This window comes from Acidobacteriota bacterium, assembly GCA_016715115.1.
GTDB lineage: Bacteria > Acidobacteriota > Blastocatellia > Pyrinomonadales > Pyrinomonadaceae > JAFDVJ01.
This window is the reverse complement of the sequence record JADKBM010000016.1, coordinates 152523-173790: the sequence shown is the minus strand read 5'-3', so window position 1 is coordinate 173790 and position 21268 is coordinate 152523. Positions and strand designations below refer to the sequence as shown.

The 21268-nt window shown below is 50.1% G+C and carries 26 protein-coding genes; 12 read left to right on the top strand and 14 right to left on the bottom strand.

Going from position 1 to position 21268, the window contains the following annotated elements:
• Positions 1–173: 173 nt before the first annotated feature.
• The 4 genes from IPN69_18515 to IPN69_18500 form a co-directional block, all read right to left on the bottom strand.
• A complete protein-coding gene (locus IPN69_18515) occupies positions 174–470 on the bottom strand; it encodes a hypothetical protein (protein ID MBK8812706.1) in 297 nt (98 codons plus the stop codon).
• A 137-nt stretch (positions 471–607) separates the two neighbouring features.
• Positions 608–1219, bottom strand: coding sequence for a hypothetical protein (locus IPN69_18510; GenBank protein ID MBK8812705.1), 612 nt, complete (start codon positions 1217–1219; stop codon positions 608–610).
• A 339-nt stretch (positions 1220–1558) separates the two neighbouring features.
• Positions 1559–1978, bottom strand: a complete 420-nt coding sequence (locus tag IPN69_18505) for a hypothetical protein (GenBank protein MBK8812704.1) — start codon at positions 1976–1978, stop codon at positions 1559–1561.
• Between the two features lie 106 nt (positions 1979–2084).
• Positions 2085–2663, bottom strand: a complete 579-nt coding sequence (locus IPN69_18500) for a hypothetical protein (protein MBK8812703.1) — start codon at positions 2661–2663, stop codon at positions 2085–2087.
• 677 nt (positions 2664–3340) lie between these two features.
• Between IPN69_18500 and IPN69_18495 the strand changes: the two genes are divergently transcribed.
• The 5 genes from IPN69_18495 to IPN69_18475 all read left to right on the top strand — a co-directional run bounded on the left by IPN69_18495 (position 3341) and on the right by IPN69_18475 (position 6447).
• The gene (locus IPN69_18495; protein MBK8812702.1) at positions 3341–3655 is read left to right on the top strand and encodes a hypothetical protein; all 315 of its coding nucleotides are present in this window, start codon (positions 3341–3343) and stop codon (positions 3653–3655) included.
• Between the two features lie 2 nt (positions 3656–3657).
• Positions 3658–4068 (top strand): hypothetical protein, encoded by a 411-nt coding sequence (locus IPN69_18490; GenBank protein ID MBK8812701.1) that lies wholly within the window; start codon positions 3658–3660, stop codon positions 4066–4068.
• A 398-nt stretch (positions 4069–4466) separates the two neighbouring features.
• Entirely contained in the window at positions 4467–4763 is a 297-nt protein-coding gene (locus IPN69_18485) for a hypothetical protein (GenBank protein MBK8812700.1), read from the top strand.
• 96 nt (positions 4764–4859) lie between these two features.
• Positions 4860–5351 (top strand): YcxB family protein, encoded by a 492-nt coding sequence (locus IPN69_18480; GenBank protein ID MBK8812699.1) that lies wholly within the window; start codon positions 4860–4862, stop codon positions 5349–5351.
• A 388-nt stretch (positions 5352–5739) separates the two neighbouring features.
• Positions 5740–6447 (top strand): 2'-5' RNA ligase family protein, encoded by a 708-nt coding sequence (locus IPN69_18475; GenBank protein ID MBK8812698.1) that lies wholly within the window; start codon positions 5740–5742, stop codon positions 6445–6447.
• 671 nt (positions 6448–7118) lie between these two features.
• Here IPN69_18475 and IPN69_18470 read toward each other — a convergent pair.
• The 4 genes from IPN69_18470 to IPN69_18455 all read right to left on the bottom strand — a co-directional run bounded on the left by IPN69_18470 (position 7119) and on the right by IPN69_18455 (position 9769).
• Complete coding sequence (locus IPN69_18470; GenBank protein ID MBK8812697.1) at positions 7119–7769, bottom strand: hypothetical protein; 651 nt, start codon at positions 7767–7769, stop codon at positions 7119–7121.
• 70 nt (positions 7770–7839) lie between these two features.
• Positions 7840–8424 (bottom strand): hypothetical protein, encoded by a 585-nt coding sequence (locus IPN69_18465; GenBank protein MBK8812696.1) that lies wholly within the window; start codon positions 8422–8424, stop codon positions 7840–7842.
• An 83-nt stretch (positions 8425–8507) separates the two neighbouring features.
• Positions 8508–9038, bottom strand: coding sequence for a hypothetical protein (locus tag IPN69_18460; GenBank protein ID MBK8812695.1), 531 nt, complete (start codon positions 9036–9038; stop codon positions 8508–8510).
• 164 nt (positions 9039–9202) lie between these two features.
• Positions 9203–9769, bottom strand: coding sequence for a hypothetical protein (locus IPN69_18455; GenBank protein MBK8812694.1), 567 nt, complete (start codon positions 9767–9769; stop codon positions 9203–9205).
• A gap of 1095 nt (positions 9770–10864) precedes the next feature.
• On the opposite strand from IPN69_18455, the gene IPN69_18450 reads away from it, so the two are divergent.
• On the top strand, positions 10865–11065 hold the full coding sequence (locus IPN69_18450) for an RNA-binding protein (GenBank protein MBK8812693.1): 201 nt from the start codon (positions 10865–10867) through the stop codon (positions 11063–11065).
• 59 nt (positions 11066–11124) lie between these two features.
• Positions 11125–11718, top strand: a complete 594-nt coding sequence (locus tag IPN69_18445; GenBank protein MBK8812692.1) for an RDD family protein — start codon at positions 11125–11127, stop codon at positions 11716–11718.
• 144 nt (positions 11719–11862) lie between these two features.
• On the opposite strand, the gene IPN69_18440 is transcribed toward IPN69_18445, so the two are convergent.
• The 3 genes from IPN69_18440 to IPN69_18430 form a co-directional block, all read right to left on the bottom strand.
• A complete protein-coding gene (locus tag IPN69_18440; protein MBK8812691.1) occupies positions 11863–12342 on the bottom strand; it encodes a hypothetical protein in 480 nt (159 codons plus the stop codon).
• A 70-nt stretch (positions 12343–12412) separates the two neighbouring features.
• A complete protein-coding gene (locus tag IPN69_18435; GenBank protein ID MBK8812690.1) occupies positions 12413–12991 on the bottom strand; it encodes a hypothetical protein in 579 nt (192 codons plus the stop codon).
• 175 nt (positions 12992–13166) lie between these two features.
• Complete coding sequence (locus IPN69_18430) at positions 13167–13538, bottom strand: hypothetical protein (GenBank protein MBK8812689.1); 372 nt, start codon at positions 13536–13538, stop codon at positions 13167–13169.
• A gap of 361 nt (positions 13539–13899) precedes the next feature.
• Between IPN69_18430 and IPN69_18425 the strand changes: the two genes are divergently transcribed.
• Positions 13900–14514 (top strand): cation transporter, encoded by a 615-nt coding sequence (locus IPN69_18425; protein MBK8812688.1) that lies wholly within the window; start codon positions 13900–13902, stop codon positions 14512–14514.
• A 14-nt stretch (positions 14515–14528) separates the two neighbouring features.
• Here the strand turns inward: IPN69_18425 and IPN69_18420 are convergent, their stop codons facing one another.
• On the bottom strand, positions 14529–14930 hold the full coding sequence (locus tag IPN69_18420; protein ID MBK8812687.1) for a hypothetical protein: 402 nt from the start codon (positions 14928–14930) through the stop codon (positions 14529–14531).
• Between the two features lie 30 nt (positions 14931–14960).
• Positions 14961–16157 (bottom strand): T9SS C-terminal target domain-containing protein, encoded by a 1197-nt coding sequence (locus IPN69_18415; protein MBK8812686.1) that lies wholly within the window; start codon positions 16155–16157, stop codon positions 14961–14963.
• Positions 16158–16203: 46 nt separating this feature from the next.
• Between IPN69_18415 and IPN69_18410 the strand changes: the two genes are divergently transcribed.
• The 4 genes from IPN69_18410 to IPN69_18395 all read left to right on the top strand — a co-directional run bounded on the left by IPN69_18410 (position 16204) and on the right by IPN69_18395 (position 19635).
• Positions 16204–16743, top strand: coding sequence for a hypothetical protein (locus IPN69_18410; protein ID MBK8812685.1), 540 nt, complete (start codon positions 16204–16206; stop codon positions 16741–16743).
• A gap of 424 nt (positions 16744–17167) precedes the next feature.
• Positions 17168–18139 (top strand): TerC family protein, encoded by a 972-nt coding sequence (locus IPN69_18405; protein MBK8812684.1) that lies wholly within the window; start codon positions 17168–17170, stop codon positions 18137–18139.
• Positions 18140–18166: 27 nt separating this feature from the next.
• Positions 18167–18604: a hypothetical protein gene (locus tag IPN69_18400; protein ID MBK8812683.1), complete on the top strand. Its 438-nt coding sequence runs from the start codon at positions 18167–18169 to the stop codon at positions 18602–18604.
• 290 nt (positions 18605–18894) lie between these two features.
• Entirely contained in the window at positions 18895–19635 is a 741-nt protein-coding gene (locus IPN69_18395; protein ID MBK8812682.1) for an NAD(P)H-dependent oxidoreductase, read from the top strand.
• A 184-nt stretch (positions 19636–19819) separates the two neighbouring features.
• Here the strand turns inward: IPN69_18395 and IPN69_18390 are convergent, their stop codons facing one another.
• Positions 19820–21244: an NFACT family protein gene (locus tag IPN69_18390; GenBank protein MBK8812681.1), complete on the bottom strand. Its 1425-nt coding sequence runs from the start codon at positions 21242–21244 to the stop codon at positions 19820–19822.
• Positions 21245–21268: the final 24 nt, after the last annotated feature.

Sequence of the window (21268 nt, the reverse complement as noted above, 5' to 3'; positions counted from 1 at the left end):
GCGGTCTCTGACGGCCGGCTTGGTTCAACACAGAATTGTGTGGCGGCTCATTGACCGACCGCCGGCTTGCCTCGATCAGCCGCGCCACACGAATTCTTAATACGTTCGGGTTTCCGCCAGCTTAAACAAGCCGTTTTCCTAAACGCAAATTTGTTTTCAACAGGCTTGCTCGGCTAAAAATGAAGCCAAGACCAGCTTTCCACGTAAAATACTTTCTGCCTGTTCGAGCGATAGCGACGCAAGCGCTCGATAGAATGTTCTAGCGCATACTCGAAAGAATCTCCATCTTCTGGTATTACGCGAAAAGATACAGGGATTGCACTTTGGCCCCATTCGCCGTCTTTAGTATTGATACGCCACTGGTAATAAATGCAATCTGAATGAGATTCAAAACTAATTGTTCCAGAAAACCGCTCGTTCGGTTCGCCTTGCAAATATCGACCTTCAACTTTTGCGATTCGCCTTTCCATAAACAAGAAAAGAAGCCGAACGGCTGAGATGACGCGGGGCGAAACCGCCTTTACGCCACTTCGAGCTTAACTGGCAAGATTGATAACAAAGTCGCTGTTTCGCCTCGCCTCCATTAATTTGTACTGTCGCCGCCTAATCACAAGCTACTTGTCCTTGATAAAAATGAAACTGTCGTCTTGGTTGCCGTCCTCAAATTCAACAGTTCAGTTGCAGTTCTTACAACGATTTGACTCATTTTTCCGACGACTTGCATAAACGATGACTTCTTATAAACATCCGCAAGGTCGGCAAAGGTCAATTCTATTTCTTCATTCGGTTTGAGAACAATAACCTTCGATATTTTCCTCTTTTTATCGTTTGAATTCGAAGCTTTGCCATGGGAAAGACCAAATCCCCAACCCCACGAAGCACTCGGCGCGAGTTCTTCATACAATCCTTCAATTAAGCCAAAACTGACTTGGACGAAAACAAATGGTTTGCCGCTTACATTTTTGACTTTGACTTTGAGATTTTTCAGCCAGTTTTCATCGGCGACAAATGGTTTGCCGGAAGTGATTTTCTGACCGCCAACGTGGACATCAACAAGTTCGACCAAGCAACTACTGTCTTTGTCTTCGCTTTCTGTCGCAGGCTCGTTGCAATCATACCTGTCGAAAACCATTCTGCGGTCTTGAGTTTGCGCGAGCGCAGGCGCAGGGATAAAAGCAGCAAAGGCGACAATCAAATACAAATAAACAACATTCTTCATATCAAGAATTCGATTGGCATTACCGAAAACGTACAACGGCGCGCTTGGGTGGCGAGCGAAGGAGGCGCGAAGCGCCGACGTAGCCCGTCGATCTCGAAGCGCTTGTTAGCGATCGATTTTACCTTCGGCAGTTGATACACGTTGAACAATTAACGCGTGCATTTCTTCGGGAACGCTCGCAAGTGGCAATGTTATGAACCAATCCGGTTTGGTATTCTAACTCCAAGCGGCCGGCTTGGTTCAACACAGAATTGTGTGGCGACTCGTTGACCGATAGCCCGCTTGCCTCGATTAACCGCGCCACACGAATTCTTGATACGTTGGGTCCCGTTTTCATCTTTAGGGAACATAAGGTTCAACGGATTCAATCGAAATCTCCTCACAATAAAACCTTGCGCTTACGCCGAAGATGCCTTCAAACGAGATCTCATACTTCGGTTTTTCTGTTTCAGCTTCGACAACCTCCGTTATTTCGAGCGATTGTAAGACATTCTGATAATTAAAACCTACAATTTCCAAATCGCTGACTTTTGAAAAGCGAAACTCTACAAAAGCGTGACTCTCCAAAAAGCGGCGCTTTTTCTCGTGAGACTCTTTAATCACCTCGAAAACGTGAATCAATGCGGTCAGCGTCGGACCGAAAGAACGAGTTTCGCGAATAAGATTGATTCGATGAACTTCCGAATCGTGAAAAGACGGAAACTTTCCAAAAACGTCGGTCAACAAATGGCCGTTTTGTATTTTGCTCAAGTCAATCATTGCACTGCCGACGGAAACAAAGAAACGCCCAACGCCGGCCTACAGCTGCGGCGGCGCGCGATCAGCATTCAAGCTGAAGGTGTAGTCGCTCACGTCCATTGATTTGTTATTTTTCCGTTAGTTTCCAATCCTCTTTTCTTACTCCATACAGCATTTCTGCATATTCCAAAGCAAGTTCGAAACTAAAGCTGTAACGTTCGTCCTTCAATTTGCCATCAGCTCCAATACAGCGAACAAATGCCCCTTCTGCTCCCGCATACTCGACAATCTGAACCAAGCAGACGAGCGATTCTCTGTAATATCTGCCGTCTGACCGAAGAACTTTCTCAGTTTTGGGCGTTGACGCAAGCGGCAACTGCACCGACACAAGAATTTTCTCCTTTTTATCTTTGAATTCTTCCAAATAAACGAAAAACTTCTCAAACGCTTTCTCGGCGTCTCCGTTGCAAGATTTCACTAATAAATAGTTCCAAACCACATTGCCTTCGTTTGATTGAAGCTTCATCACAACCCAACTCTGAAAACCTCGAAACGAAGGGTTTTCTTCAATCTCTATTTCATTGGTTTCAAGAGCCGAAATGTAGCCAAACAAAAAGGATGCAAGCAGCCAAAGCGATGGCTCGCCAAGATACATTACAGGTCGCTTATGAATTGCACTCAACAGCTTGTAAACATCAGTTGCCATTGGTCACAGAAAGAAACATAACGTATTAAGAATTCGCGTGGCGCGGTTAAACGAGGCAGCCGGGCGATCGGTCAACGAGCCGCCGCACAATTCTGTGTTGAACCAAGCCGGCCGTCAAAGACCGCTTGGAGTTAGAATACCAAACCGGATTGGGCGAGACGAGCAGAAAAGCGGGGCCGGTGGATGGAAAACGGCAATCAGGAGAGTCGTTGTCGGCATCAGGTAGAGGCAGCCAGTCCGTGAGGCTGGTTTTTTTGCGTTCGCAGACACAGTTCGGCGGTGCGCCCGCGACGCGACGCGCTGGTCGTTGAGAATGGCAGATATGCATCATTCGGATCAGATTCCGGACCCGATCGGGCAGTTTCGGTTTTTCCAAATTTGAGGCAAGTCAGCCGGAAAAGTTTTCCTTGATGTTGGAATCCGGTTCAAATACAATCAAGACAAATTTCAGCGGGAGTCGCAAGAATTTCGAGTCCAACTGGATAACACGCCTGATTTTGCGTGTTATCTGGAAGATTAGAGTTAATAAGTAGTTCGGCGTTTTGCGCCTAGTTAATCAGACGCAAGCACTCACAATCCCACAGATAGTTTGATGTTTAGCAGGACATCTTTGAATAACGGCAAGTTGCAAATTTACGGTTTATGCGGTTGAACCATAATTCAAATTAAAAATGGTGATGACATATCAGTCAATTGTATCTTTGTTTTTGGCGGATTTTGATTTGATTCTTATTTTTGCTAAAGGCAGTCTTATGTCATTACTGTTTGTTTTGGCAATTTTAGCGATGTTAATTGGCTGGGTGTGGATCATTGTATCTCTCCTAAACAGAAATAAGGAAAGCAAATTGATGAAGGAGAGAATTCTGCCGGAAATAGCGTCCAAATACGGAAAAGTTATTGATGTCCACGGCGGCGGGACAATTCTTGATTCTGATAACACAATAATTTTTGAGCGTGAAAACACAATTTTGAGGCTAAAATCAAACGGTTAAAGATGTCTGTAAATAATTTTACTATCTCCAAAACTGACTATGAAGTTAGATTCAATTTGCCAAATCTTCGAGAGACCTTCGACATTCAGAACAAACCGACTTTCCTCAAGAGCTCCGCTAAATATTCCATTGATTACCAGCCAGTCATAATTCCTGCAATTCCAGCAGATATAATTCTTCATAGTTTTGATCCTCAATTTCTTGTATCTCTACTTGAAAAAAAGCAGATCGTTGCTGAAATTTACAAATATCTAAATACAGACCATAAGGAATTTAGAATTGCTTTTGAAAATAAAGCATTTGTTATAACTTGGAATTTTAGCGAATTTGAAAGTCCGCAAATTGAGGCTGAAAAATTTGAACAAATTTGTCAAACTGCGGTAGTTTTCTATGATGAGCTGTCGAAAGTATAGACATCAAAACAAGAACTGAAGACAAATGAACGAAAGACAAAATATCGGGTATTTTGAGAAGTGTGCTAAAGATCAGGAAACGTCGAACAATTCAATAGACGTGAGGGCGAAACAGCGACTTTGTTATCGCGTTGCGTGGTAAATTTCACATTGTGCGTAGCCGGTTTCGCTCCACGTCTTCTCAGCCGTTATGCGTAACAAAACGATGCCCTATGTAGAGCCAAAAGGAAAAATATTAAACGTTTCGGAAAACGATGGCGTTTCGAGGCTTGTTGTGGAATTTGACAGAATGGATATCGGGCCAGTCGCTCCCGCTGGTCTCTATGTTGACCCAAAAACAGGTAATGAACAGTTTCAACTACACCGTGTAATTAATAATGAAGGTCCAGTGTTCACGTTTGAAACTTTTTAACAGAACTCACCCGCTACCAAAGGTTGGAGAGGTGTTTTCATACAGAGGTTGGTGGCTTCCTGAAGCAATGGAGGCAGCTCTGGATGTTGGGCTGAAATGGGAAAAGAAAAAATGCCCGGATAACGGAAATCATGAGCATTGCCTATTTTCTTGGGAGGCTATCGCATCTTACGCTGAATGTAGCGAGGGATACTTCTCCGAAAAATACGGCTGGATCACTTGTGATTCGTATGAAAAATTTATCAAAGGTGATATTTATCACCTCAGGGATAAAAACGCATAACAACGCGTTCAACTCCGACTTGCAAAAGCGGCGCTTCACGCCCCTTTTGCTCGCGGGTTAACGCGAACGTTAGATTGCTTACTCAAGGTCTCAAGTATGGATCGGGAAATTACAGTCAGATATTCTCCTGACCTGATTAAATTTGCCGTATGGCAATTCTGGATTCGCTCCATCGGTCTCGGAGGGTTTACCTCCTTCGCGGTGGCCTTGCTTGCTTTCGCATATTTCCTGATATCGGGAGATCGCTCTTGGCTTCTCGGATTCTTGGGATCAGTAGTGGGGCTTTGTCTGGTTTTCGGCGTGCTGTCATATACCATCTACTTGAGTCGCTCGATGGAGAAGTTCAAGCGGATGGAAACTCCTGAAGCTAAATTTCGTTTTACGGATGATCGGATCGGTATTGAATCTGACATCGGCTGGACAGAGCTTTCGTGGAAGATGATCGAAAAGGTATGGAAGTATCCTGAAGTGTGGTTGGTCTTTATTGCGAAGCAGGGTTATGTCACCTTGCCGACGGCGGATATTGATGATGAGTTACAGCAATTCATTACTCGCAAGGTTCAAGAGAGTGGTGGAACGGCAATCTAACGTGATAGAAATTCGAGTGTCGCGGTTGATCGAGGCAAGCCGGCGGTCGGTCAATGAGCCGCCGCACAATTCGGTGTTGAACCAAGCCGGCCGTCAAAGACCGCTTTGAGTTAGTTAGGCTACGCGTTCAGCGTCGGGCTCCCGCCCGACGGGTCAAACGAGATCACGACAATCCGCGGGCTTAGCCCGCAGCCCCGAGAAAGAAGAGCCGTCCGTCGGGCAGGAGCCCGACGCTGAACCGGTTCGTCAGTTGGAAGCCCGACGCTGAAACCGCACGGGATCGACGGCACTCATAACAAAATCGCAAATCGGCGAAGGGTTCCGGACCTGATCGGGCAGTTTCCGTTTTTCCATAGTTGAGGCAAGTGAGCCGGAAAAGTTTTCCTTGATGTCGGAATCCGGTTCAAATACAATCAAGACAAATTTCAGCGGGATTCGCAAAAGTTTCGAACTCATTTGGATGACACGCCTGATTTTGCGTGTTATCTGCGAGACCAGAGTTAGTAATCAGTTAAATGGCGCTATGATTTCATACGCACAAGACAAATCAAAATGGCTGGAATGGCAACACGATTATCAATTCGGAGCTTTCTATGTGATTCCTCCGAAAGAGGTCTTGGCGATAGTAGATGAGCTTAGGGCCAGACACGATCCAACTTCGGCCAGTTATTGCTGCGGACACATTAGTTTAAGTCGACCACTCAAGAGCGTGCTAACAGACGACCAACTGGACGAGCTTCGGCTTTCGATGTCGAACTTTCCTTCCTTCAAAGTCAGGTACGGTCCCCTGATTACTTATCCCCCGCATCCCGGAGTTTGCTTTGACATCCAGCCCAATGACAAGTTCATCGAACTGAAGGATCGGGTTCATTCGACCTCGGCTTTTACCGGGTTTACATATCGACGTGATTCCATTCCGGCTCATATGACTATCGCGGAATTTGGCTATACCTGGGAGCAAAGTGAAGACCTCCGCAAAGATCTTGAGAATAAAGTCCCAAGTGGCGAATTTCTTTGCGATTGTATCGAGTATGCAGTACCTAACAATGAGTTCTTTTTTGAAAGGAAACTGAAGGTGGCGCTAGGCGCCATTTAACGAACGGTTGCAAAGGACGCGCCATTCGCGCACCTTTGAGCCTAGCCGTTAAAGTCCAACGGCGGTGTTGACGCTTCGTGGGAACTTTCTTTAATCATCCTCGTTCACCAAGCGCAATTTCTTTACCAAACGAAACGCCCAACATTTAAGCGAAGGCCGACGCCCGTCAGGGCGGTCGGCCTCAGCGAATTGTTAGCCGCAACCCTTACCACTGCGAAACGGTCTCTACGGAAATCTGCGGCCGAAGAGTAACGATGCAAAGAACGCTAGGATCTGAACTACATTTCAGGATGAGAATTTCCATCTCACCCTTTCTCTCAATTACCCATTCCGTAACCGACCAACTTGAACTTGGCCAAGCGGCAAGGTCACCCCGGAACCACTCCACGCCAAACTCTCACTCATCCGGCGCGACGGTTGCGGATATCGTCTCGTCTCCGCGCTACAGCCGAAATCGGGCACCGTAATACCATCCCTGATCGTGGATTCACACGGACTCCGATTCAAGAGGGACTACGAATTCCTGAAGTTCCACGAGCATCTCACTATTGTGGCTAACGACTGAAATGTGGTGGCGCGAAACCGCCACCAAGCCCGTTTGAGTTCACCAAAAATCTCAATAAGAAAGTCGCTGTTTCGCCATCACGTCCATTGAATTGTTCGCCCGTCCGTTAATGTAATAAGTCTCTGCTTGCTAAATGGTAGCTAAAGATTCCAGCCATTGCCAAAAGCATCGCGCCGAGAAAAATATAGTAAATGCAAGTTACCATGTTTATACTAGCGTGCGAGTTGGCAAAATAAGTTTTCAGTGCATCGGCAATACGCACTAAAGTTTCCTGATGCTCGTCCTGTTTGACGCGAAGATTTGCAACGCCCATCCAACTTGCGACGTTTGCTTCGAGGTCTGCGTCGAGCGAAGTTAGACGCAGTTTCGACAAACTCTCCTCAAACGGTAAACATAAATCGTTAAGAACTGAATAAAGTGCTTGCCGAAATGAGTCGTCAGTTACGCCTAAAACCGTGTAGCCGCGCATTTGCCGCCAGAGAAAAGCGAAAAATACGGGATACATAAGCAACGGAAACAGGAGCAGGAAAGCAAAATACCATTCAACAAAATCTTCTCCGTGTTCTACTGATGACGAGTAAAGTTCCCAGAACAAAGTTAACAGCTGAATGATACCGGGCGAGAAAGCCAGTGCAACAAACCAAAAACTGCTTTTCGAGGAAAACACGAACGGCTTTTTTGAAACCACGCCGCGCAAACCCGTTAACAAAAGGGAAAGACCGATAATGACGAAAACAATAGATAAAACAATAAACATCGCCTAAAAACATATCACGTTCAATTTCATAGAAGCGGGCGAACGGCACCGTTCCCCCGACCGCGCCGCTTTATCGCGCATGGGCATAGAGAGTATCGAACTTCTGCTTGGTGGAATCGGCCTGCCTGCCGTCGTCATCCGCCCATTTTATGTCTGTAATCAATAAATAAACAAAACCGTCAGCAATTCTCCCGCGATACGCGCCCTTTGCTTTGATAAGCTGCCCTGCAACTGCCGTCATCGTCCAGCCGTAATTTTCTTCACACTTCCATTGTGGCGTAGTTAGTTCTTTGAATTGGTTTTTCTCTCCGAACTCCTTGATCTTGTTCATATCTCGCTTGTTGGCAGCATCAACGGTTTCGTTTGCCCAAGACCACTTCCAAGTATTTGAGTAAGTTGAATACGAACCAGCGATCTGAAACGAAGCGATAACTCTTGGTTTTCCTTTGCTGGAAAAGATAAGTTTGCCCGTTTCTTGGTCTGCGTCCCAACGGTCATAGTCGCCAAGTTTGTACTCTTTGTTAAGTTTCTCTGCGTCCGCGCCAAAACCTTTTGCCACTTCGTCGAGAAACTTGCCGTAGTCGTTCGTTTCCTGCGCCAAAGCAAGGTCAGAAAATAGAAAGAAACAAAAGAAAAGTAAGATTATCTTGGGCATCGTTCAAATTGTAACAGGAGCAGCATAACGTTTGAATTCAGCGCTCCGCGCAATAATCGCGGCGTTCTTAAATCATAATTACATTACGTACTTTGCGCCGCGTTGACCGCTTGAAGAATCTTCTCGATGACGGAAAACAACTGCGGCGGATAGTACTTTCCTTTTTTCAGACAACCCTTCCAACGCACAGTTTTCTTTCTTCCGCCGATTTCGATTGAAACCGTTCGGATTCCGGCATCTAAAACGCGACCTTCGCAGTCGTTCTCACCCATCAGATATTCGTTGTTCAAAGAAAAAAACTCTTGATTTTCAAACTCGCGGACGATTTGCTCCAACTGCTCTTGGCTGATTCGGCTTTTGATGGGAACTTCCTGCGTCACTAAAGGTTTGCCGTAACCCGCATATTTAATGGGCATATAGACAACCTCGCCATCGTTTGAAATGACATATGAATACCATTGACCAAGCGTTTCGGAAGATCCAACCGAGATCAAAGTGTCCGGCGGAATTCGTGACCCGTTCGCGTTTTCCAAAAGCAAGCTGTTTCTTTCAGTGCAGGCAGATAAAACAACCGCCGTTAAAACGCACAGGAAAATGTCTCGTAGGATTTTCATAATTCACCTCGCACACGTCGGATGAAGTTCACTCGATAATCTTGCTCAAAATCGCTTTCTGCTTAGTGCGCTTCGTCGTTCTACCGGCGCGAGCGCGCAGATCGATTCGGTTCGCCTCCGTTCACCGCGCGACACGAATTCTTAAATATTCGGCTGATTGCCACTCATTTCATCAGTCTCACCGCCGGGGCAAGCCCCAGGTTCTGCAGGACGACGGTTACCACGAAACACCCGAGGGCAATGAGCCCCACTGCCATCCAAATCCGCTTGAGCGACGCGCCGGCCGCAGCCGTGCCGAGGACGGCGCCCGCGAGTCCGAGTTCAATCGCCTGGCCGATCCACCAGCCTGCGAGAAGCGGCAACCTCGCGGTGCTGATCGAATACAGACCGATTGCCAAGGCGCCCCAGACGACGAGACCAAAACATGCGCCGTGCCGGAGTCCTGACGCGATTCCTCGAATACCCAGACGTTGAAAGAGCCAGTAGAGACCGATGGTGAGGAAGAGAAACGAGAGATAGCCCAGCGGAATGCGGCGCAACGCGACGTCAGGCGGCAGCAGGAACGGACCGGCGTCAACATAGAGGCTCGCCAGGAGTCCCGCATGAAGAAGAAAGTCGAAGCCGATCGACAGCAGCCAGGCGGCGCCAATGACGCCGGCCACCTGAACCGCGTCCGTCCTCTTCGAGGCGGCAACAGCGGGTTCTGGCTCAGAGGTTCTGTCGGCGCGCATCACACATCCTTCGTCGGGTCTCCGCTTATCCGGCCATCCAACCACCTAGTATCTGGAACGTTCCGGACAAGCTTCCGTTTCCGCGTACTGTGCGGATGTCTTGCGACAAAAACCGTCTTGCCGCGGATCAAATCGGTCTGATAATATCGCGATCACACAGTCTTGGCAAACAATTTCCGCAACCGCGTCCCTTCGGGCTTGCGTCTGCTTGGCTATCGTCGGAAGGCAACATTGCGGCTAATTGCAGGTTCGGACATCTTATCTCGATGGCGATTCAAATTAGCGCGCAAGATGGCAAAAATCCGCCAACCCATTGATAAGAGAGCTTTATCTCCATTATGTCAGCGATTTCAAACTTTCAAACGAAACGTTTCGGGACGCAACAAACGAAATTCCCCTGGACTCCTGAGACTATCGTACCAAGTACGGCTTGGACACAGACGACGAGCCGGACCACGGAATTTGGATATGTTGAAATTAGTGCAACCGTGAGTTCGATGTCGCCGATCACGTGATGCTTGTGCATCAAGAGTGTCTCCGTTTTCACCGAATCCGAGGAATCCCGGATCTTCCAAGCCGGAAATTTTGACCGCGAAAAAACGCTAAGAACCGCGAAACTGTCTTGTCGATGTGACCGGCCCGGCCGAGCGTAATCTGACCGCGTCAAACTTGCAAGCTATTGTGGCAACGTCGTTTATCGCCCAGGTTGAGCGTGCTGACAAGTGCCGAGGTTTTCCGGGCCACTTCCTGACAGCAGAATCGAACTCGCGTATTTGGCGTGATGTTTCGCGGGAGAATATTCGCTATTGCGTAATTTGAGATAAATATGTCCCGATCAGCCTTACAATGTCTCGATTGGCCGAGTATGATGTCCCAATCAGGTAAATGGGACACACAAGGGTCGATTTGCAATTTCGCCAACAAACATATGGGTTATAATGTCACCGAATTGAACTGCGGAAGGAAGGCTCTTGTCGCGCCGGGCCGGAATGCGCATAACGCGCGGAATCAGGATGTTTTCCGAACGGTCCGGTATGAGCAGTCAGACGGACTGAGGCCCAACCGACCGGAAACGGATACAATGGAGCGACGAGGATGGAATCAAAAGAACCACAAGAAATAAGCGACGGCGCCCGCTGCAAGGTGGTCGGCGGCACACATACCGGAAAGGCCGGCATCGTCAGAGACATCAACACCAGCAAGACAGGTCACATCACCATCACCGTTGTCCAGCAAAACGGTGAACGGTTCAAGACTCTCGCGAAGAATGTGGTAATTTTGTCGGGAGCGGACTAACAAAAGCATTCGGCGGAAGGCGCCGCGCGCCGCGGCTGATGCTGGAGCGTAGTGCGACAATGAGCATTCGACTGGCAGACAATTCATTGGGCGACGCAGATTACTACGAGAAGAAGCAATACGCCGGGTTCTTGCCCCGATTGCTTGTTACGGCGATAGACTTGCTCGTCCTTCTGATCGTCGGGACCGTGCTTTGGATCCCATTCGCAATTTTGATAATCTCGGGTGCCATTGATGGTGATCCAAGCGGCTGCTTCTGGCTCTTGTATCTCACCGCCATTTGGGTCTACCTCGCACCGGTAAAACGGTCTGATTTTGGGTCGATTGGTTTCAAACTGCTAGGCATTCGGCTGGTCAACGCCAAAGGTGGGAAACCCTCGCTGCTCACTATGACAATGCGGATGACGATGTGGATGTTCGGCCCGTTCAGTCCGGTTCTTGATTTGCTCTGGCTCGGAGCTGATACCGAACAACAGTCGCTTCGCGATTGCTACCTTAGCACATATTTGGTCAAACGTAATTCGGTTCCGATCGGCCGAGCGCCGATTCATTTGACTCAATACTATGCGACGGGATTTACGTTGTCCTATCCGCGGGTGAGTCGTCCGAAAGGCGCCGCATCACAATCGGATTCAACCGAGAGCAAGCAATAGCAATTCTCCCGCGAATTTTCGCGGATCGTCGCGAATAGCCGGGAGAATACTTCTTGCTGCGTGATCCTTTGCGGCAGTGGGGAAATCGGACTATCCCGAGATCCTTCCGGCGGCACCGAAGCAATCGGTAATCGATACGTTGGCCTACTTCGGAACGTCCTTTTTGGTCAAAGAGTTCAATACCTCAACATCTTGGGTTGTGTCCGTCAGAATCTGGGTTCGCCCGCACTTTGAAACATAATACTCGCCGTTCTCGGTTTCAGCGTAAACCAAGTAAGTTTCGCCAACTCTGAAACTGTAAGCGCAGTCGTCAACGAAATAGTCCTGATTGTTACCGAGTTTGCTCGAATCCAAATAATTGCCAGATGTAAAGAATACTTCCGTTTGGTTTTTGCCTTTCCAGATCCGTTTGACCTCAAATTTCAAATGTTCGCCGTTGCGCTCCGTTACGGTGCCGGAAAACACAAGGGTCGAGTCGCGAAACGAACGCGCGACGGCTTTCCTGAACTTCTTGGGCGTGTTTGTCTCCGCGGGGTCTTTCCGACACCAACAGGCATTTGCGTCCGTTGGCGTAGCGAAAAGCAATGCGAAGAAAATCGGAGCGATTGAGAAAATGTTCTTCATCATTCCAACGTCAAGTAAACAAGAGAAAATGCCGAACAGTGGGGTTGACGATGCGGCGTTCCTTCACAAGCTATTTTTCGATAACAACTTTATCGGTCAAGAACAAATATGAACCGACCAACTCCCGAAACGCCGGCAACGACTTCTCAAAATCTTTTTTCGTGCGCGATGTTAGAACGATTAGAACAACCAGTTTTTCTTCGTTTATGTAAGCGATTGCCTCGAAATTCTGGCCATTCGCATCGCTGGTAAAATACTTGACGGTTGCCGTTTTGTCCTTCTCAAGCTCGATCGCCTCTGCGTTTTCAACTTTCAAATCAGGCACATTCTCTTTGAATTTCTGAATGTCGCTGTCAATGATGTCTTGAACTGTTTGCGTTGCGCTTTCTTTCTGCGAGACATTCGCATACATCACGGCAACGCCGTCGCTCCACGAAGAACCTCGCGGATAAAAAACGGCGTGAAGCCCTTGTTTGACGCCGTTTTTGTTATCAAGCACCCAACCCTTTGGCGCGGTCAAAGCGTAAGCGTGATTTTTTCCGTAAATAATTCCGGTGTTTGAATCCTGATTTGTTTCGTCTTTTTTCTGCGCCGAAGCAGAAATGCACAGCAGAAGCAGAACGAGGATCAGACTTGATTGTTTTTTCAACAGCATATTTTATTTTCACCCGAAAGCGCCTTAAGGCGGCGTTGACGTGGGGCGAAACCGCCACCACGCAAGCCGAAGTTTAACGGACGGCGGTAATCAGAAAATCGCTGTTTCACCCTCACGTCCTTTGAGTCATTCGATGGCTCTTGGCACATACACAATTTTACCCAGAAAATTAGGTCGTTGTCTCTTTCCAACGTCGCCATTCGTAAGGTCCGCCAAACAAAAAACCCAAAACTGCGCCGCCAACGATGCCAAGCAAAAGATACATTCCTCTTTTCGGCCCGACAGGCGAAAGCGGCAACATTGGCGGGTTAACAATCAATATGGTTCGCTCGCGTCTTATAGAAATTTCTTCGCCATTTTGGGCAGCCTTTGTCTGTGTTTCATTATCCGGCAAGCTTTCATAAACCCGGATGAAGCCTTCCGTCAATGCATACGAAACCTTCTGTGTGGCTGCAATCGGCGCGCCTCGTGGCCGCCGTCGCTGAGCTTGGGCTGTTAGACAGCCTCGTTTGTAATCGAACCACTTTTCTGATGAAATCAAATCAAATGTTCAACGAAGACTCCAGTTTTCCTTACGTCTTTGTGCTTTGGATGGGCGGCTCTGCCGCGCTGTGGGTTTAGGTGCCCCGTTTTTCCGGACACGAAAGGCCTAGTTCAAGGTGGATCGCTGCCGGGTTTTCCAGGTGCAAAATGATTAGAAAACTTTTATTTCTCTCAATGCGAAGTCGATTCTACGATCAAGAAGTGGCCCGGAAAACCGCGGTAATTGTCAGTTCGCGCAACCTGAGACTTCAACCCGGATCATTATTCGTGCATTCCCACATTTGGCGTGTTTCGCGGGAGAATATTTCCTATTGCGTAATTTGAGTAAGTAGGCTGGTTGCCCAGGTGAGGCTTTCGGAATGAGTGGTTGTTGCGATAATGATTGTCACCTCGATGCCCTCCGCGAAAGGCAGCGAGGAACGCTGCAGATCGTGCTTGGCATCAATGCGGTTATGTTTCTGGTGATCGTCGCGGCCGCGCTTTACGGCAAATCGACGGCGCTGCTGGCCGACAGCCTCGACAATCTCGGAGACGCGCTGACATACGGCCTCAGCCTGTACGCCGTTTCGAGGGGAGCCGCCGTAAAGGCCAAGGTCGCGCTGTTCAAGGGCGCGCTGATCTTTGTCGCAGCGTTCGCCGTTGCTTCGCAAATCGCCTACAAGCTTTTCGTGCCGAGTCTCCCGCATTTCGAGGTGATGGGCGCGTTCAGCCTTCTTGGTCTCGCCGCAAACTCGGTTTGTCTTTACCTGCTCTGGCGACATCGCCGCGAAGACGTGAATATGAGTTCGGTATGGGAATGTTCACGAAACGACATCGCATCGAACCTGTCCGTGTTTGCGGCCGCCGGAGCGGTCTGGCTAACGGGTTCGGGTTGGCCCGATATCTTCGTCGCACTCGGTCTCGTATGGCTCCTGATGCGCTCTGCGATCCGAGTCGTTTCTTCAGCGAGGGCCGAACTGCGTGCGGTGAGCTGACAACAAACGCGGGATCACTTCTCCTTGAATTTCGTCAATAGGACCGAGACTTTTGGCGACGATCGTACTTCGTGGACGACGTTCGGTTCAATCGTAACCAACACGCCTTCTTTCAGTTCAACTTCTTCCTTGTCCTCACCGACGATCAACAATCCTTTACCCGCAACGCACTGAATGGTGATCGGCTCCGCGGCTTTGTGCGATTCCAAAACGGCTCTGTTTCGAAGCGTGATCTGGATGATCTTTCGACGCTCCCCGTCAAAAAGGGGTGTGATCTCTTTGTCGTTTCCGTCGCCGATCTTTGTTTGTAAATTCAATTTTTGCATCTTCATTTCCTTACTGTCGACAGACACGATGACGATCGAGATCGCCAACAGGATTCCCAGCGCTGCCGCAGTTATCAAAGTCGTTTTCATCGTTTCACCTCCAAGGAATCTCCTCGGTTCCTATTCATTTGATTCTGATCTTGAATTCTTGGCGGGCTGTTTCGGAGGTCTTGTCAGCCAAACCTCAAAAACCGTCTTGCTCGCAACGCTTTCAAGGCCGGAATTGCTGAAGAAAATGCTTTTTTTCGAACTGTTGATTCCGCCAACGATATGGCCCAGCAAGATTCGATCAGCGTTGATTTCATTGGTTTTTACGATCTCGTTTTCATACATCGGCAGTTGCGGATTGAGGACGAATTCCGCCCCCGCGCCCAAAAAGCCCGGCAACTCGCTGATCTTTGTCTCGGTCATTTTTCCGTCCTTTTCACGCACGACCTTGCTGATCACTTTCGTGAAAGGCACGTCGTCATTTCTCGTCAACGCGCCCGCGTTTTCTTCATATTGACTTATTCCGCCGAAGAAAATGTTCTCCATTCGCTGATTCGCCGCATCGTAAAACGCGACCTTTGCCGAGTGGTAATGACTGAGGTATTGCGCAAATGCATTGTTGACGATGTGTTTGTCGGCAAACACATCAACCGTATTGATGAAAGGAATATCCGCTCCAACTTGAAACACGCCCGAAAAAACGGTGAAACCTTGAACATTGTTTGGAAATATCTGCGGCAGCATATTGAAATCGCGGCGATGCAGATTCGCTTCATCCGTGATCGCAACGAAGTTCTCAATTTTCAGTTCAATTCCGTCGTCGTTGATCCGAAATTTTCTGATCTGATTGCTGTATTGTTGGGAAAAACCCGGTCCGTGGTCGGGACCCATCGGATTGTAGCGCCCGACGAATTTCTGGCCGCCGACCAGATAGTAAGTCTCGCCGATTCTCCCGATCTGCCCGCCGGTCAATGCAAAGACCGGATCTGAGATCTGCCGGAAACACGACGGATCCGCATTGCCTTTTTGAGCCGCCGAAATCAGACAATCGACCTTTACGGCCGTCAATTTATTATGCGTGATGTGATCGCCGGCCGTGTTGCTGTATCCATAACCGCCGATCAGATAGAGAGTTTTTCCGCGTTGGATAAACTGCATATTCGTGGATTGCAGCTGCTCTTTCAAAGCGGCAGGCAAATCATTGACGGCGGAACTCCAACTTCGTTTGGTTTCGGGATCGATGACCAGGATGCACGTGTTGTTTCCGCTGACCGCGAACGACTCGAACGGCCGTCGTCGGTGGAGTCCGTCGGTTCTCCCGCCGATCAACAACCATTTGCCCGCATATTGGGCAACTGCAAATGATTGAAGTCCGTTGAAACCTGCAACGGCGATCGGTTCGACTGTTAAAGCATACCCGTTGCCAACCGAATTCGCGGTTTCTACGGGTGACTTATTGACGGTTTGGCCGAAGCCCTGGATTGCCAAAGCGGCGAAGAGCAGCGGTACCAGCAAAGCATTCAATTTCTGTATTTTCATAAATCTCTCCCGGCTGAATCCGATCTCTCGCGCCCGATGTCGTCGACGTGAAAATCAAAAAAAACCTTCAAAGCGGCCGGATGTCGCGCTCTCGCAGTTATTTCAGACTCTCCTTGAAATTATATTCTTCGATCGCAGGGAATTCTATTCTGCAATTGAAGCCGAAAGTCTTTGTCGTCGAAAAGCTGTTTACAGGGAGCGCAAGGAAGTTGAACCCGTTGCCGAATCGAAGCGTGTCTTGCCGGGCGGTTCTAGTCCGGCAAAACCCACTAAAAAGGCTCCGAACTGCCTCATCGCAGCGGATCCAAAGACGCCATCGTCGTTGGATCGCGCGGGAACATTTTGCGAAACCGCTTCAGTTTATCTTCATACTTGACTTTTTTGTAAAGATTACTTAGTCTAGTCCTGACAATTCGTTTGAAGGGGGAGTAGGAAGCCTTTCCAGGTTTGGCGCAACCGTCAATACAATCATCCACGCCAGGGTGATTCGGCGCGCCAGGTAAATTTCCGAGACCTTTTGTGGCATTTGTAACAATCTGCTGCAGAAGGTCTTTTTCTGTTGCCCGGGAGCCGGTTTGTTGACGAAATCGTTCAATCGCGGTTTTCCAGCGGTTGTTCGAAGGCGGCGGATGGATATTTCCCGGAAGATTCGCGGAGCTGTTTCTTAAGGATCTCCTCGGAAGTGGGTACAAAGGCAACGGCGTTAACTACAGCAATCCTAAAAGACCGAAGAAAAGGGCTGAAGCGGGCCGTTAAGAAAATCCTCGATCGAAGAGGAAAAGATATCAAAGGGGTAAAAAATGTATTTTCCATTAGCGGAATATTGGTGGCTCTACCTTGGTTTCACGGCATTCGTTTTGGCGATGCTCGCGCTCGATCTGGGCGTTTTCCAGAGAAAAGCCCACGAGGTTTCCTTTAAGGAGGCCACGATCTGGAGCATCGTCTGGGTTTCTCTGGCTCTGATCTTCAATCTTCTTTTCTACTATTATTCGGCGGCAAAATTTGGCGACGAGATTGGGAGTCGGCTTTCGCTCGAATTCTTGACGGGCTATGTCGTTGAAAAGTCGCTCTCGGTGGACAACATCTTTGTCTTCGTGATGGTTTTCGCCTATTTTGCCATTCCGGCGAAATACCAGCACCGAGTGCTGTTCTATGGCATCATCGGCGCGCTCCTGTTCCGCGCGATCTTTATCGCCGCGGGCTCCTGGCTGATGCAGTTTCAGTGGGTGATCTATATTTTCGGCGCGTTCCTGATCATCACCGGGATCAAGATGATGCTCGTTTCCGAAAAAGAAATCGAGCCGGAGAAAAATCTCCTGATCAGGCTCTTCAAGAAGTTTATTCCGGTCACGCCCCAACTCCACGGACCGAAATTCTTTATCCGCGAAGAGGGCAAGCTTTTTGCGACGCCGCTCTTTATCGCGCTTCTCTTTTTGGAGCTTACCGACGTCATTTTCGCCGTCGACAGCGTTCCGGCGATCTTCGCGCTCACAAACGAGCCTTTCATCGTTTTCACCTCGAACATATTCGCGATCCTCGGCCTCAGGGCAATGTATTTCATGCTTGCAGGGGCGGTGGATAAATTCTACTTGCTGAAATACGGGCTGTCGGTCGTGCTGATCTTCGTTGGACTCAAGATGGTTTGGTTAAACGACGCGTTTGGCGGGAAGTTTCCCATTTCTTATTCGCTGGGATTCATACTCTCGGTGATAGCCGCATCGATCGCTGTTTCGCTTCTTTTTCCAAAGAGGCCAAAAGCGGACGAGGCATAACTTCGATAGACACAAGGAGCAGATGATATGAAAAGGAAAACGGAATTATTCAGAGACATAGATGCCGGAGGCGAATTGGCAGAAGAGGAGGCAAGCCTCCTCTTCCTTACCCCGCTGATCCAAACGGCGTGGGTTTGCGGCGCGGTTTCGCCGCGCGAAAAGCAGCTGATCTTTGAAGCGGCGCGCGAGGACGGCATCGATGAACGCCATCGATTCAATGTTGTGATCGACGAATGGCTCAGCTATCAGCCGAGCCTTCAGTATTTCGACCATTGTCTCGACCTCATAAACATTTCGCTCGACAACCTCACGGTAAAGGAGCGAACTGCGCTCAAGCGCAAAATGCTGGATCGCTGCCACAAGGTGGCCTCTTCCGCAGGCGACCGCTCGCTGATGGATGTCGATCATGGCATCAGCCAGGTGGAGAAACATTTCCTCGGAAGGCTGACGGAAATCTTGGCTTAGGGGCATTTTGATTCTGGGGCAAGTCCCACAGAGGGCCGCACGTCTTACGGGGAAGACGGCGGCCTTCTCGATTTGCATCAAGATCCTGAGAAAGACAGTGAACTCCGCGCGAGGTTGACCTCGAATGCAGTATCAATTCTTGTTACAATCAAGACAGTAGAGTTATGAAAAAGTTCCCGTGACTTGCGGCGCGACGGTTTCGTTCCGCGTCCTCACAACCGTTAGGCGGGTACAGTCGCGCGTTTTGCCGACAGAAACTTGTTCCACTCCGCTCAGTCGGGAGGTCTTATATGAACGTGCTGACTATCTATGCGAATTCGAACCCGAAATCGTTCTGTCACGCTATTTTGGATCAGTTCACGGCAGGCTTGCGCGAGGCCGGGCACTCAAGCGAGGTCGTCGATCTGTATGCGATCGGCTTTGATCCGGTGCACCGTCCGCGCGACACGCCGAGCTGGCTTACGGAAAGCGTCCCGGACGACTTGCTCGAACGAATGCGCGTGCGGGAGTCCGTGATCGAGGGCGCGGGCGGACCACTTCGACGATTCCTGATGAAGCGTATGCTCGGGAAGCGCGACGATCGCGGCATCATACGCCTCCTGCGGGAGCGTTTTCAGCCGCAGGATGTGCTCGAACAGCAGCGGATAGTGGCGCGCGCCGAGTCGCTGGCGTTCATTGCGCCCGTCCATTTCTTGAGCTTTCCGGTCATTTTGAAAGGGTGGTTCGATCGCGTCTGGACGCCCGGCTTCGCCTACGACCTGACCGAGGAGGCCTGGCGCGGCGATATCAACGGCCGTCGGGGGCTGCTGACGCATAAGAAGGCGCTGATTATGCAGACGACGATCTGGGATGAGCGTTCATACGACACCGGGCTCCGCGACGCGATGTGCAAGGTCATCGATGAGTACACGTTGAACTATCCGGGGATCAAGCAGGTTGAACACGTTCTGTTTTACGCAGTTCACGGCGCCGACGATGAAACGCGGCGCGGCTACCTCGAACGGGCCCGTGATCTCGGTCGGAACTTCTAACGCGCCGGTGCGATCCTTGCAACGGCGGAGTGTTTCGCAGGAAATGCGTGTGCAGCCCTGATCCGTCTGGGTCGACGCTCGATCCAGCGAACCTTAACCGATAGAACGCCTTTGCTGTCGATCCTTGAACGGCGGGATCGGCGACACGGGCGAATGTGGAGGTCTGCCCGTCGCCTGATATGGACTAAACCCGGATCTCCGGCTTGACCAGGATCGTCTTGAAATTCGTCAGGCTGACAAGTCCGGGGACGCCGCCGCGGGGCTTGTGTACGTTTTTGCGGAGCGTGTAATGGACGGCGGCTTTCGGGTGTTCGCGCGCCTGCGAGTAGAAGGCGGCGAGCTTGGCCGCTTCGAGAACCGTCGCCGGTGGGATCTCGCCGCGTGAAGGGTTGCGGACGATGACGTGCGAACCCGGATAGTCGGCCGCGTGGAGCCATAGGTCTGACGAACGCGCGACGCGGAACGTCAGTTGATCGTTGTCCTTCGCGCCTTTTCCGACGAGGATCTCGAATCCGTCCGGCGAGATGAAACGGCGCGTGCCCGCCGGCGGATCGCTTGCCGAAGTTCGGTTCTGACCGGTCTTGATCTTCCCGTCGCCGAGAAACTCCGCGAGATAATCGACGTCGCGGTCTTCGATCCGCTCCTCGATCTCCGCTTTTTGCGCCTGTAGCGACGCGGCCGTCGATTCCAGTTCCGAAAGTCGCCGGTTTAGTTCCTCTCGCGCGTTTCGCGCCTTCGAATAACGCTTGAAAAACCTTTCCGCGGCGACGGTCAGTTCGTCGTTTTCGTCGATCTCGATCTCGACGACCGGCGTCGCATCGTCGAAATAGTCCACCACGAGAACGCGACCGTCAACAACGGCGGCGTCAGAGAGATTCGCAAGGATCAGATCTCCGGATCGTTTCCAGATCGCCGGATCGCCGTGCGCAGCAAGATCCGCGCGGAGTTTCGCGGCGAGCTTTTCGCACTTCGCCGCGGCCTGTTTAAGTTTCGCGCGCGCCGCTCCGGCGAGCCGTTTGAATTCCGCCTCTTCGCCGGCGGCAAGATAATGCGCGTCGAGCGCTTCGGAGATCGATCCGAATCCTTCGGTGTTCAACGCCGATTCGGTCCGTTCGACCGCGGCAGCTCGTTCCGGCGGCGCGTAAACGGTCGCGATCTCCTGGCCGTCGCCGTACGTGTCGCGGAGGCGGTCGAGAATACGGTCCAACCCGTCAAGCAGGAACAGGTTCGACGATCGGCCGGTAAGCTGGACGACGAGCGTGAACGGCGCTGTTTCGCCCAACTCCGTCTGGGCGCGCAGCCGGATCTTGACGACGCGTTCGCCTTCGAGCTTTTCGACGGCGACGACATTCGCGCCGGAGATTCGTTTTTTGAGAAATTGCGCGAACGCCAATTGCTGCAGCGACTGCTTTTCGATGTCTCGAAGGCGGCGGTTGACGAGGAAGAGGCGCGGTGCGTTCGGGTCGGCGCTGACGAACAGAAACCGCGAACCGTCGCGAAAATCGATGGCGAAACCGAGCTTCGAAAGCTGAAAGATGCGTCCGACTCTCCGCCCGACAAGCGTTGCGGCCAATTCTTCGCAAATGAGTTCGAGCGTCGGGTTGTTCATTAAAAAAAGAACGGATCCCGGATC